The following is a 13,268-nucleotide window of genomic DNA, read 5'->3' on the forward strand; positions in this document are numbered from 1 at the left end:
CCCCTGCGGGGCTATTCCGACGCAACGCGGGGCCTGCCACTGGCCTCAACGGTGACCATAGCCTCGACGAATACCTCCTGCGCTTCGATACGGGCAGTGCGGATGTCCCGGTCAACCACGACCCGTATATCCGCAGCCCCGGCCTGACGCACAGCGCCCTCTGCCTCGTCCCGCAGCACCGATTCAAGCATGTCCAGCGCCTTGTCGGACTCGGTGAAATCCTGTGGACCGTCCTCAAGATGTACCCTGAACCGCCCCTCGGACGGGGATGTCACCGTGCCGGACCGGCGCAGGGTCAGCCGTCCGACCACAGCACCGATGGCGTTGGCCACGCCCGCGTGTTCAGGCAGGATCATGCGGGCGTGCAGTCGTTCCCCAACCGCTGGGTAATAGCTGGGGGCCGAGGCCCCAAGACCCACCACATCCACATTCAACGCTGTATCCAGCGCCAAAAGTCCACGATGGCGCGCCAGCCCTTTTTGCGTCAGAACGTGACGGGCAAGATCGGCAGAGGGCACGCCAAAGTCATCGGCCTCTTCAGCAAAAGCACTCTCTAACAAGGTCAACGCGGTCTGTTCGGTCAACTGGTCCACGATCATCTGCGCCAGCTTTTCCGGTGATGCGGCCAACATGTCGCCGGATCCTACACGCTTGCGCGCGACAATCTCCAACGCTTTACGCGCCGCATCCGCATCCCACGCATCCAGCCGGCCCAACATATGGCTGGCATCCGAAGGCGTCACGCCAGAGACCTGAACGATCCCGCGATCCACCAGGCGCGTCAGGGCACCGTTTTCCATCCGGGTGCGCAATAGATCGCTGAGCGGCATGACATTATTGCCCAACCGCTCCATCAACGCCTCTTCCCGCGCGCCCAGGCCTTCGGCGTGGATGCCTGGGACCTGGCGGGCAAACCGGGTATCATGTTCGCCCACCGTTGTGGACCGCAATTGCATATCCAAAACCGCGTGGACAACATCTGGTGCCTCAGATGCAATCAGGGAAACCGGCAAAACCCGTCGCGGCCCCAAAAACACACCGCCACTCAAACCTTCGGTCACCACATGCATCTGACTGTCACCACCCAGACCATGGGTACGCATCGCCACGGCTTCAACCATGGTGCGGAAACCGCCGACCTGCGCGCCCGCTGGATCAATTGCAGGTTTGCCATCGCGGATCAGGGCCACATCCGTGGTCGTTCCACCGATATCCGACACCAGCGCATTCTCTGCCCCGGTCAGCCAACTGGCTCCGACGATAGACGCAGCAGGTCCGCTGAGGATGGTCTCAATCGGGCGTTCCCTTGCCTGTTCGGCACTCATCAACGCACCATCTCCACGCACAACCATCATCGGCGCGGTGATGCCCAATTCCAGCAACCGATCTTGTGCGCGCCCGATCAACCGGTCGATCATCCCGATCAAACGGGCGTTCAATACCGCCGTCACCGCCCGTTTCGGGCCGTTCAATTTGGCTGACAGATGATGTGAGCATGTCACCGGTGCGCCGGTCCTGTCGGTGATGATCCGTGCGGCCTCCAGCTCATGTGCGGGGTTGCGGGTGGCGAATTGCGAGGCCACCGCAAAGCCAGATATGCCTTTATGAGAGTCTAAAAAAGCTTCCAACGCGGTCACATCCAACGGCGTGGTCTCTCCCCCGGCATGGGTGTGACCCCCGGAAATTACCAGCGCCGGATCGCCCTTCAGCGCATCCCGCAATCCGTGCTTATCCAGATCGCCATCCTTGAACCCGATATAGATTAACGCAACCCGTCCACCCTGCCCTTCAACCAGCGCATTCGTGGCCAGTGTGGTCGACAAGGACGCCATGGAAATCTGCCCCGGCGCCACCTGCGCCGCAGCCAAAACCGCCTGAATAGCCTTACCCACACCGATCGCCAGATCAGCTCGCGTGGTCAAGGACTTGGCCGAGGCGATCACCTCTCGCTCATCCCGGATCAGCACCGCGTCGGTGTAAGTTCCACCCGTATCCACCCCCAAAGCCAGCGCCATCGGGTTCTCCTTCCTGTTCGCTGCTGATGGGTGTAGCGGTTTGGACCGACACGTCCAGCCTGTTTGCGGCACTTACGCCAGTTGTTCGACCGCCCAGCGCGCGGCATCCGCCACCGTTGGGTCTGGATCTTCCACCAATCCTTGCGCCACCGGTCGCAACGAAGCCATTCCCGAATTGCCGATAGCATACAGAACATTACGCACGAACCGATCGCGCCCGATCCGTTTGATGGGCGAACCGGAAAACTTCGCCCGAAACGCGGCATCGTCCAATACCGCTAGCTCCGCCAGGGGTGGCGCTTTCAGATCGTCCCGTGCGGCGTACCGGACATCGCTGGCCGCAACGGCGAATTTGTTCCACGGACAGGCTGCCAGACAATCGTCGCAACCGTAAATCCGATTGCCCAGCTTGCCGCGCAGGTCTTCCTCAATCGGACCTTTATGTTCGATTGTCAGATACGAAATGCAGCGCCGCGCATCCAACTGATACGGGGCCGGAAACGCATCCGTTGGACATGAATCCAAACAAGCCCGGCATTTTCCACAATGATCGGATTCGGCCACGTCAACCGGCAAGTCCAATGTCGTGAAAACAGAGCCTATAAAGGCCCAATTTCCCCAATCTCGGCTGACTAGGTTAGTATGTTTCCCCTGCCAACCCAGCCCTGCGGCATGGCCTAACGCCTTCTCTGGAACAGGCGCGGTATCAACAAAAACCTTAACTTCTCCGCCGCATTCGGCAATCAGCCAGCGCGCCAGCCGCTTCAGCCGTTTCTTGACCAGATCATGATAATCCTTGTTCTGCGCATAGACAGAGATCGCTGCCCTGTCTGGATGATCCAGTATATCAGTCGGATCATGCTCGGGCGCATAGCTTTCGGCCAGCATGATCACCGACCGCGCCTCGGGCCACAGGGCCGCCGGATCACCCCGCCAATGGGTACGCTCAGCCATCCATCCCATTTGCCCATGATATTCAGCCTGAAGAAATGCCTCCAGCCGTGACGGCACCTGCGGTACATCCCAGGGTCGACAGATCCGGCAAGACACAAAGCCCTCGCTCAGTGCCTGCGCCACCAACTTTTCCTTTAGATCCGATCCGCTCTTCATCTGGCTAAAAATATCCTCGGGGGTGAATTGGCCTATAGGGCCAAAAAGGGGCAGACAGCCCTTGTTCCACCCTATCAGAAATCCAGATCGGCGTAATGCGCAGGGGGTCGGAATCCAGGCACCTGATCCGCAAGAATCGACCGAAACGCGGGGCGTGACTTGATCTTGGCATACCAGTCTTTCACCGCTTGCGATCTATTCCAGTCCACGTCCGAGATATAATCCAGCGCTGACAAATGTGCTGCAGCCGCAAAATCGGCCAATGTCATCTGATCCCCCGCAAGCCAACGGCGGTGATCCAAAAGCCAGGCCATGTAGTCCAGATGATATTTGATTGCCCGCGCGCCTTCCTTGACGTTCTTGCTGTCCGGATAGCCCTCACCGGTGACTTTCTTGTTCACACGTTCATACAACAGTTTCGAGGTCACCTCGTGATGGAACTTATCATCGAACCACCCCACCAAACGCCGCACTTCGTACCGGCCTTCGGGCGTTTTCGGCATCAACGCAGGCTCCGGACGCGTTTCCTCGATATATTCACAAATCGCCGCGCTTTCCGCCATCACCTGCCCGTCCAGCCGCAACACCGGCACCTTTCCGGCAGGGTTGCGACGCAGGAAATCCGGGTCTTTCTCCCAGTATTTCTCTTCGACCAGCTCAACCTCGATCTTCTTTTCCGCCAAAGACAGACGAACCTTGCGGCAATAAGGGGACAGGGGAACGTGAAACAAACGCGCCATGAGCTTCCAATCGAACCAGTGTATACCCCCCAGCTTTAGCCTTGAGGGGTGTTGAGTTTCAATCCTCGAAACAATCCGCGCGACCATCTGCGCGGATGGTGGCCGCTCCATCCAGGATCGACGCGGCCCGTCTGCGCGTCCGCACTGACGGATCAGTGACTGAGCGATTGCGGGGTGAGGGCAAAATCGCCGCGATCCGGGCCGCCTGAACCGGACTCAGCCGGGCAGCGGATACGTTGAAATTGCTTTGGGCCGCCGCTTCGACCCCAAATACGCCCTGTCCGGTTTCAGCGACGTTCAGATAGACCTCGAGAATACGCTGTTTGCTCCAGAAGATCTCGACAACCGGCGTGATCGAAGTTTCCAGCGCTTTGCGTACCCAGCTGCGGCCCTGCCACAAGAACACGTTCTTCACCACCTGCTGGGTAATTGTCGACGCCCCACGTGATCCGCCATCTTCAAGCGCATCGCGAATGGCCTCGACGTCAAAGCCCCAATGCTGACAGAAATTCGCGTCCTCAGCCGCAACAACTGCACGCGCCATGACGGGTGAGATTTCCTCGATCGGGACCCAATCACGCTCGACCTTGCCCAGCCTACGCCATTCCGACCAGATCGTGTGGGTCACGGGCGGGTTCACCACCGAATACAAAGCGACCAATGCAACGACGAACACAACGGCCGCCAACAAGCCACGACTGACCCATCGGCGAAGCCGTTGCATCAGTGGGGTTTTGGCTTTGGATGCCTTTTTTTTCTTACCGCTTTTTTTGCGGACTGCTGCTTTTGCCATGTCACAGCTATACGACGTTGGGCGCGCGTTTGAAACGGGTGTTGTCGGTATAAGGATTTAAGAAATCCCGCGCAGCCAATTGGTGCGCGGGTTTGGGTCTCGTCTGTTGTAACCGGTTATTCAGCCGGAACAGCCGTTGCTTCGTTGGTCAGAGGGTGGCTGAGCTTGTTCAGCATCTCTTTCGGGCAAACCTGCAAGAAGTTGGCCTTTTCAACATCCCAATGCTGCAGGATGTCGGCGGCCTTACGGCTGAAGGTTTCGGCCTGATGGGTTTCGATCAGCGATTTCAGCTGATCTTCCCAATGGTCGACGGTCACCGGGCAGGTCACCAGCGTTTCCATGTTCATCAGCGCCTGCGCCTTGCCTTCCGGGTCGTACAGATAGGCCATACCGCCGGTCATGCCCGCGCCAAAGTTGGCACCAATATCACCCAGGATCACCGCGACTCCGCCGGTCATGTATTCACACCCGTTCGAACCGCAGCCCTCGATCACAACCTTCGCGCCCGAGTTGCGAACCGCGAACCGCTCGCCCGCGCGACCTGCGGCAAACAGGTGGCCATCGGTGGCGCCGTACAGGACGGTGTTGCCGATGATGGTGTTGTCATCCGCCTTCAGCGGGCTGACCTGTGGTGGGCGCACGACGATGGTGCCGCCCGACAAACCCTTGCCGACATAGTCATTGGCGTCACCCGACACTTCCAGCTTCAGACCGGGTGCTGCAAACGCCCCCAGCGACTGACCGGCCGAGCCCTGCAGTTTGACGTGCAGGTGATCGGACTGGAACGTGTTCCGCATGCCAAAGTTCTGCACGATATGGCTCGAGACGCGGGTGCCCACAGTCCGGTGCGTGTTCTGCACCGCATAGGACAGCTGCATTTTCTCACCGTCTTTCAGGAACCGCGCCGCATCCCGCACGATTTCAGCGTCCAGCGTATCCGGCACCGCGTTACGGTCCTTGTCGCGATTGTAGACGATATCATGCGCACCATCGACGGTGATCAGCAGCGGGTTGAGGTCCAGATCGTCCAGATGCGCCGATCCACGGCTGACCTGCGCCAACAGGTCGGCCCGGCCGATGATTTCATCAATCGAACGCGCGCCGAGGCTGGCCAAAAGCTCGCGTACTTCCTGCGCATAGAAGGTGATCAGGTTCACCACCTTGTCTGCGTTGCCGGTAAATTTGGCGCGCAGGTCCTCGTCCTGCGTACAGACACCGACGGGGCAGGTGTTCGACTGGCACTGACGCACCATGATACAGCCCATCGCGATCAGGGCGGCAGTGCCGATGCCGTATTCCTCGGCCCCCATCATCGCAGCCATGACGATATCGCGACCGGTCCGCAGACCACCATCGGTCCGCAGGGTGACGCGATCACGCAGGTTATTCATTGCCAGAACTTGATGCGCCTCGGTCAGGCCCATCTCCCACGGCAAACCGGCATATTTGATCGACGTCGCGGGCGACGCACCTGTACCACCGTTGTGGCCCGAGATCAGGATCACATCCGCCTTGGCCTTGGCCACACCGGCGGCAATCGTGCCAACGCCCGAAGACGCCACCAGTTTCACCGTCACCTTGCAGCGCGGGTTGATCTGTTTCAGATCATAGATCAGCTGCGCCAGATCCTCGATCGAGTAGATATCGTGGTGCGGCGGCGGCGAGATCAGCGTCACGCCCTTGGTCGAATGGCGTAAACGCGCGATCAGGTCGGTGACCTTCATGCCCGGCAACTGACCACCCTCACCCGGTTTCGCGCCTTGGGCGACCTTGATCTCCAGCTCTTCACATTGATTCAGGTATTCCGCAGTCACACCGAACCGGCCCGACGCCACCTGTTTGATCTTGGCTGACGGATTGTCGCCATTGGGTTCCGGTACGAAATGGGCCGGATCTTCACCACCCTCGCCCGAGTCGGATTTCGCACCGATCCGGTTCATCGCCACGTTTAGCGTCTTGTGCGCCTCGGGGCTGAGTGCACCCAGCGACATGCCCGGCGTGACAAAGCGTTTGCGAATCGAGGTGATCGATTCCACCTCTTCGATCGGCACCGGTTTGCCCATGGGTTTGAAATCCATCAGGTCGCGCAGATGGATCGGCGGGTTCGACTGCATCTTGGTCGAATATTGCTTCCACAATTCATATGAGGCCCTATTACAGGCCATCTGCATCATATGCATCGAGGTTGCTTCCCACGCGTGAGTCTCACCCGACTTGCGTGCTTTGTAGAAACCGCCGATGGGCAGCACATCCAGACCGCTGTCCCAACCCTTGGCGTGAATTTCTTCGGCTTTGACGCGGATGCCGTGAATCCCGATGCCCGAGATACGGCTGATCATGCCTGGGAAATACTCGGCCACCATGGCACGGCTCAGACCAACGGCCTCAAAGTTCAGACCGCCTCGGTAAGAGGAGACAACCGAGATACCCATCTTGGCCATGATCTTGAGAAGACCCTGATCAATTGCCTCGCGATAGCGGGCCACATTTTCGGTCAGCGTGCCATCCAACAGGCCACGTTCAATGCGGTCGGCCAGCGAATCCTCGGCCAGGTAGGCGTTCACAACTGTCGCGCCACAACCAATCAACACGGCAAAATAGTGCGGGTCGATACATTCCGCCGACCGCACGTTGAGCGAGCTGAAGGTCCGCAGACCCTGACGTGTCAGATGGCTGTGTACCGCGCTTGTGGCCAGGATCATCGGCATCGCCACTTTGTCCGGCCCGGAATACTGATCGGTCAGCACCAGATGCCCTGCACCAGAACGCACGGCCTCTTCCGCTTCGGCTCTGATACGGATCAAAGCGCGGTCCAGCGCGCCCTCACCGGGTTCAAAGCTGCAATCGATCTCAGCCAGCGGCGCGTTGAAGTTTTCGGCCAGAATTTCCCACTGAGCGTTGCCGACAAAAGGGCTTTCCAGAACGATGATCTCGGTCTGGCTACTGTCCTCGTCCAGCACGTTCTTGAGGTTCCCGAACCGCGTCTTCAACGACATCACGCGGTATTCGCGCAAGCTGTCGATGGGCGGGTTGGTCACCTGGCTGAAATTCTGCCGGAAGAAATGGCTCAGCGGACGGTACTGCTTTGACAGCACAGCCGAAGGCGTGTCATCCCCCATCGAGGCCAAAGCCTCTTTGCCGTCCTCGGCCATGGGTGCAAGGATCTGCTCAAGTTCTTCGACCGAATATCCAGCCGCGATCTGACGCTTGCGCAGTTCCTCACCCCTAAACAAGGGCTGTTCTGTTACACTGCCCAGCGTAGTGTCCAGATCGTTGATTTTGCCGACCCAGTCGCCGAACGGCAGGGCGCGCGCCAGCTTGTCCTTGATTTGCTTGTCACGGAACAGCTTGCCCTTCTTCATATCCACGGCCAGCATCTGCCCCGGACCCAGCGCGCCTTTTTCGGTCACAGTGGCCTCATCAATGGGCACCATACCAGCCTCAGAGCCCGCAATCACCAGACCATCGCCCGTCACCACATAGCGCATCGGGCGCAACCCGTTCCGGTCCAGACCGGCACAGACCCAGCGGCCATCGGTCATCGCCAGCGCGGCGGGACCGTCCCACGGCTCCATCACCGAGTTGCAGTAGGAATACATGTCACGCCAGGCCTGCGGCAGTTCCACCGCCTGCTTGGACCAACTTTCCGGCACCAGCATGGTTTTCGCCATCGGGGCCGAGCGGCCCGCGCGCACCAGAACCTCGAAAACCGAGTCTAATGCGGCCGAATCTGACGATCCACCCGCGATGATCGGCTTGATGTCTTCGGCATAGTCGCCAAAGGTGCCACTGGCCATGCGGATCTCATGACTTTTCATCCAGTTGACGTTGCCCTTCAGGGTGTTGATTTCACCATTATGAGCCAGCATCCGGAACGGTTGCGCCAACCACCATTGCGGGAAGGTGTTGGTCGAATAGCGCTGGTGATAGATCGCAAAGGCGGATTCGAACCGCTCATCCATCAGGTCGGGGTAGAAAACCGCGACCTGCTCAGCCAGCATCATGCCTTTATAGATGATCGAGCGGCAGCTCAGCGACGCCAGATACAGGTCCGAAATCCCGGACGCGGCGGCAGCTTTTTCAATACGGCGGCGGATGACGTACAGCTCACGCTCGAACGTCTCTTCATCTACACCTTTCGAGTTCGAGATCAGGATCTGTTCGATTTCGGGTCGGGTCGCGTTGGCCTTTTCACCCAAGCAGGTCACATCGACCGGCACGTGCCGCCAGCCGTAGATGTAATAGCCCATGCGCAGAACTTCGGTTTCTACGATGGTCCGGCACTGTTCCTGCGCGCCGAAATCGGTACGAGGCAGAAACACCTGACCGACAGCGATCAACTGGTCCAGATTGGGCTCATGACCTGTGCGGCGGATCTGGTCATAGAAAAAACGAACCGGGATCTGCACGTGGATGCCCGCACCATCGCCGGTCTTGCCATCAGCATCCACGGCGCCGCGGTGCCAGATCGCTTTCAGCGCATCAATACCGGCGTCGACAACCTTGCGTGATGCTTTGCCGTCAACGGATACAACAAGACCCACGCCACAGGAAGAATGCTCTTCTTCCTCGGAATAGAGACCGTTTTTTGCCATCCATTCACGTTTGGCTTCTTCGGCCCGTACCCAATCGGCATCATATTTGGTCATTGGCTGTCTCCTTCTTCCGAGGGGGCAAACATCGCCTCGACCTCGGCTTTGGTCATTTGCTTGCGCTCACCTGCGAACGCATATCCTTTGGGTTTTTTGTCGATAAAAAGTTCCAGTTGCAGTCCGTGGCCAGTATCTTCGAACAGGCCCGCTGCCATTTCTGTGTGTCCGTGCATGTCACCGGGCGCGGTGACCCGGTACCACAGGGCCGAGCCGCATTCGGCGCAAAAGGCGCGCTCGGCCCAGTCGGACGAGGTAAAGGTCTTGACCGGTCCCAGCGCGGCATACCCCTCTTCGGCTTGAAAACTCACCAGCATTGAACTGGTCCAGCGGCGGCACTGGTCGCAATGACAGGCACCCAGCGCATCCTTCGCTGGGGTGGCGGTGACGGTGACCGCACCGCACATGCATTGGCCTTGCAGTTCAGGCATTCCTGACCCTCCTGTCGCTGGGCTGGGTGTTACTCGGCTGCGACGGCAGCCTTGCTGTTAAACCTGTCGATGATCGCATCGGCACAGTCGCGGCCGTCACGGATCGCCCAGACCACCAGCGAGGCGCCACGCACGATGTCACCAATGGCATAGACACCGTCCATCTCGGTTTCGCCGGTTTGGAACGCGGCCTTAACGGTGCCCCAACGGGTTACGGGCAGGTCGGGCTGACCAAACAGCGTAGGCAGGTCTTCGGGCTCAAAGCCCAGCGCCTTGATGACCAGATCGGCCTCTTCGACGTAGTCCGCGCCTTCGATGACCTCGGGGGCTTGGCGACCAGTGGCATCTGGCTGACCCAGACGCATCTTTTGCACCATCACGCCAGAAACCTTGTCATCGCCGGTGAACCCTTTGGGAGCGCTCAGCCATTCAAAGATCACGCCTTCTTCCTCGGCATTCTGCGTTTCACGCTGCGATCCCGGCATGTTTGCCCGGTCACGGCGGTACAGGCATTTGACCGAGGTCGCCCCTTGACGGACCGAGGTGCGTACGCAGTCCATCGCGGTATCGCCGCCACCAATCACAACAACTTTTTTACCGTTGGCATTCAGTCGGCCATTGTCGAAATCCTCGACCGCGTCACCAAAGCTTTTGCGGTTCGAAGCGGTCAGGAAATCAATGGCAATTTCGATACCATTCAGGCCACTGCCTGGCATGGACAGATCACGGGATTTATAGACCCCGGTTGCGATGATCACAGCATCATGCTTGGCGCGAATGTCGTCGAATTTGGCGGCGTCCACGTCGCAGTTCAGCTCGAACTTGACCCCGCCTTCAGCCAGCAATTCGTTGCGACGCTGAACAATGTCCTTTTCCAGCTTGAAGCCTGGAATACCGTACATCAACAGGCCACCGGCACGGTCGTGACGATCATACACAGTGACCTGAATGCCAGCCCGGCGCAGCATGTCCGCAGCCGCCAATCCACCGGGTCCGCCGCCTATGATACCGACGCTTTCGCTGCGCTCGGCACCAGGTGCCACGGGGGTCACCCAGCCTTTGTCCCAGGCGGTGTCCGTGATGTACTTTTCAATCGTGCCGATGGTAACCGTGCCGTGGCCTGATTGTTCGATCACACAATTACCTTCACAAAGACGATCCTGAGGGCAAATGCGGCCGCAGATTTCCGGGAAGGTATTGGTGGCCTGGCTCGTCTGATACGCCTCCTCCAGACGGCCCGTGGCGGTCAGGCGCAGCCAATCGGGGATGTTGTTGTGCAGCGGGCAATGCGACTGGCAATACGGCACTCCGCATTGGCTGCAGCGACTAGCCTGTTCTTCCGCCTTAGCTGCGGCGTATTCAGCATAGATTTCGTCAAAGTCTTCTTTGCGGTCATTGGCGGCACGCTTTTCAGGCATGACGCGGTCGATCTGCACAAATTTCAGCATCGGTTGCTTGGCCACGGGTCAGACTCCATGAATTGGCTTGGTCGCGCCTGTTTAAGAGATACCTTACCGGATTAAAAGTCAATTGTGCTGACCTAAATTGAAAAAATACACGGCGTCAGGAAAAGTAATTGGAAAATGTCATCATTTTTAGTTCCGCTTCGGACCTTTTTACGTGCTTTCCTTTTCGGCACCGCACTTATACCCATTTCCCCTAACAATACGCGGCGGCAGCACGGCAGGTTAAATGAGTCTATTTCAGTTGATTCTCGCGGCGATTATTCAGGGGATAACTGAGTTCTTGCCGATCTCTTCCTCGGGTCACCTGATCCTGCTGCCCAGCTTGACCGGTATGGAAGATCAGGGGCTGGCCATCGACGTCGCCGTGCATGTCGGCACGTTGGGCGCGGTTATCCTGTATTTCTGGTCCGATGTGAAACAGGCCGCTGCCGGCCTGCCACGCGCCCTGACCGGGCAGATCGACACCCCGCAAGCACGGCTGGCGATGAGCCTGATCATCGCAACGATTCCCACGGTCATTGTCGGTGCCATTTTGTTCACAACCGGGCTCAGCCAGTCCCTCCGCTCGATGGCGGTGATTGGCTGGACCATGCTGGGTTTCGGATTGTTGCTGTATTGGATGGACCAAAAGGGGCCCCAAACCAAGAAAACCAACGATTGGGGGCCGCGCGATGCGGTCATCATGGGATTGTGGCAGGTTCTTGCGTTGATCCCCGGCACCTCGCGGTCAGGCATCACCATCACCGGCGCGCGGCACCTAGGGTATAGCCGCGAAGACGGCGCGCGGATCGCGATGCTGATGTCGATCCCGACGATTCTGGCCTCGGGCGTATTACTGTCGACACAGGTGATCCGCGAGGCGGATGCCCAACTGGCTAAGGACGGTGCCATAGCCGCTTTTTTTGCCTTTATCTCGGCCTTATTGGCGCTGTCCCTGATGATGCGTCTGCTGCGCAGCGTCAGCTTTACGCCTTATGTAATATATCGCGTGATTCTTGGGGCAATCCTGCTGGTGATTGCCTATAGCTGATCAGGTACGCAGGTTGTCTGCCGATTTCTGGATCTCATCATACTGGCCCGAGGGACGGAACTTCCACAGGTAGTCCGGCAAGATGGATTCCAAAGTAGCCGGTTCGATCTCCAAGTCGCCAAAGCCTTTGGCATCGCCCGACACCACATTGTCCCGGCGCAGATTCGTCAGCTGATCGCGCGTCAGAATGTGGTTGGGAAACAGCTGAAAACTGACAAACTTGGCTATATCCAGCACACCCGCCATGATCCGGGCGGCCCAGAACGGCACACCAACAATCACCCGGCGGCGATGAATCACCCCCAGCATCTGCTGCATCAGCGCACGGAAGGATTTTACCTCTGGGCCGCCCAGCTCATAAGTGCCACCCTCGGCCTGCCCCAGAACGCCCTGCACGGCGGCCTTGGCGACGTCATCCACATAGACCGGCTGGAACTTGGTCTCTGCGCCGACCAAGGGCAGGAACGGCCCCATCCGGGTCATCCCGGCAAAGCGGTTAAAGAACTGGTCCTCGGTTCCGAAAATAACCGACGGGCGTAGGATCACCGCGTTCGGCATATGCGCCAGCACACCGGCCTCGCCCTGTGCTTTGGTGCGGGAATACTCGCTTTTGGACGTGGCGTCCGCGCCGATGGCCGAGATATGCACCATCCGAGCAACACCCTGTTCGGCAGCGATACGCGCGATCCGCTCAGCCCCTTCGGCCTGTACCGCGTCAAATTCGTTCTTACCCAGCTCGTTCAGCACACCCACGCAGTTCACCACCGCATCGGCCCCATGCATCACGGCAGCAACCGACGCATCATCGCGGATGTTGCACAAAATGGGTTCAACCTGACCAACCACGCCATAAGGTTTGACGAACATCGCCTCGTTCGGGCGCCGCACTGCGACCCGCACACGCCATCCTTCATTTGCCATACGCCGGGCGATATACCGACCGACAAATCCCGATCCGCCATAAATCGTGACCAGTTTGGACATGCGAGGGCTCCTGCTGATTGGTCTTGATCCGATCTACCGCCCAAAGCACC

At 58.8% G+C, this 13,268-nt stretch carries 9 protein-coding genes; 1 reads left to right on the top strand and 8 read right to left on the bottom strand.

Annotation, left to right across the window (positions count from 1 at the left end):
* Window positions 1-11: 11 nt before the first annotated feature.
* The 7 genes from ACR0DL_RS08080 to ACR0DL_RS08110 form a co-directional block, all read right to left on the bottom strand.
* Window positions 12-2,015: a hydantoinase/oxoprolinase family protein gene (locus tag ACR0DL_RS08080; protein WP_480688520.1), complete on the bottom strand. Its 2,004-nt coding sequence runs from the start codon at window positions 2,013-2,015 to the stop codon at window positions 12-14.
* Window positions 2,016-2,087: 72 nt separating this feature from the next.
* Window positions 2,088-3,125, bottom strand: a complete 1,038-nt coding sequence (queG, locus tag ACR0DL_RS08085; RefSeq protein ID WP_480688522.1) for a tRNA epoxyqueuosine(34) reductase QueG — start codon at window positions 3,123-3,125, stop codon at window positions 2,088-2,090.
* 74 nt (window positions 3,126-3,199) lie between these two features.
* Window positions 3,200-3,865, bottom strand: a complete 666-nt coding sequence (gene fzlA, locus ACR0DL_RS08090) for an FtsZ-binding protein FzlA (protein WP_366552325.1) — start codon at window positions 3,863-3,865, stop codon at window positions 3,200-3,202.
* A 58-nt stretch (window positions 3,866-3,923) separates the two neighbouring features.
* Window positions 3,924-4,658 carry a monofunctional biosynthetic peptidoglycan transglycosylase gene (mtgA, locus tag ACR0DL_RS08095; RefSeq protein ID WP_170396961.1) on the bottom strand — a complete coding sequence of 245 codons (735 nt, stop codon included), beginning with the start codon at window positions 4,656-4,658 and terminating at the stop codon, window positions 3,924-3,926.
* Between the two features lie 116 nt (window positions 4,659-4,774).
* Complete coding sequence (gene gltB / locus ACR0DL_RS08100) at window positions 4,775-9,307, bottom strand: glutamate synthase large subunit (RefSeq protein WP_170396959.1); 4,533 nt, start codon at window positions 9,305-9,307, stop codon at window positions 4,775-4,777.
* Entirely contained in the window at window positions 9,304-9,738 is a 435-nt protein-coding gene (locus tag ACR0DL_RS08105) for a GFA family protein (protein ID WP_170550445.1), read from the bottom strand. The genes gltB and ACR0DL_RS08105 overlap by 4 nt, the downstream gene beginning before the upstream one ends.
* A 29-nt stretch (window positions 9,739-9,767) precedes the next feature.
* Entirely contained in the window at window positions 9,768-11,201 is a 1,434-nt protein-coding gene (locus ACR0DL_RS08110) for an NAD(P)-dependent oxidoreductase (protein ID WP_480688524.1), read from the bottom strand.
* A gap of 229 nt (window positions 11,202-11,430) precedes the next feature.
* Here ACR0DL_RS08110 and ACR0DL_RS08115 point away from each other — a divergent pair, with 229 nt between their 5' ends.
* The gene (locus ACR0DL_RS08115; protein WP_425081181.1) at window positions 11,431-12,234 is read left to right on the top strand and encodes an undecaprenyl-diphosphate phosphatase; all 804 of its coding nucleotides are present in this window, start codon (window positions 11,431-11,433) and stop codon (window positions 12,232-12,234) included.
* Here ACR0DL_RS08115 and ACR0DL_RS08120 read toward each other — a convergent pair whose 3' ends face one another.
* Window positions 12,235-13,218 carry a complex I NDUFA9 subunit family protein gene (locus tag ACR0DL_RS08120; protein ID WP_480638522.1) on the bottom strand — a complete coding sequence of 328 codons (984 nt, stop codon included), beginning with the start codon at window positions 13,216-13,218 and terminating at the stop codon, window positions 12,235-12,237.
* Between the last annotated feature and the right edge of the window lie 50 nt (window positions 13,219-13,268).

The organism is Ruegeria sp. BB5 (genome assembly GCF_056539405.1).

Coding starts and splice junctions, on each gene's coding strand:
- ACR0DL_RS08080 (WP_480688520.1), bottom strand. CDS start 2,015: ATGGCGCTGGCTTTGGGGGTGGATACGGGTGGAACTTACACCGACGCG.
- queG (WP_480688522.1), bottom strand. CDS start 3,125: ATGAAGAGCGGATCGGATCTAAAGGAAAAGTTGGTGGCGCAGGCACTG.
- fzlA (WP_366552325.1), bottom strand. CDS start 3,865: ATGGCGCGTTTGTTTCACGTTCCCCTGTCCCCTTATTGCCGCAAGGTT.
- mtgA (WP_170396961.1), bottom strand. CDS start 4,658: ATGGCAAAAGCAGCAGTCCGCAAAAAAAGCGGTAAGAAAAAAAAGGCA.
- gltB (WP_170396959.1), bottom strand. CDS start 9,307: ATGACCAAATATGATGCCGATTGGGTACGGGCCGAAGAAGCCAAACGT.
- ACR0DL_RS08105 (WP_170550445.1), bottom strand. CDS start 9,738: ATGCCTGAACTGCAAGGCCAATGCATGTGCGGTGCGGTCACCGTCACC.
- ACR0DL_RS08115 (WP_425081181.1), top strand. CDS start 11,431: ATGAGTCTATTTCAGTTGATTCTCGCGGCGATTATTCAGGGGATAACT.
- ACR0DL_RS08120 (WP_480638522.1), bottom strand. CDS start 13,218: ATGTCCAAACTGGTCACGATTTATGGCGGATCGGGATTTGTCGGTCGG.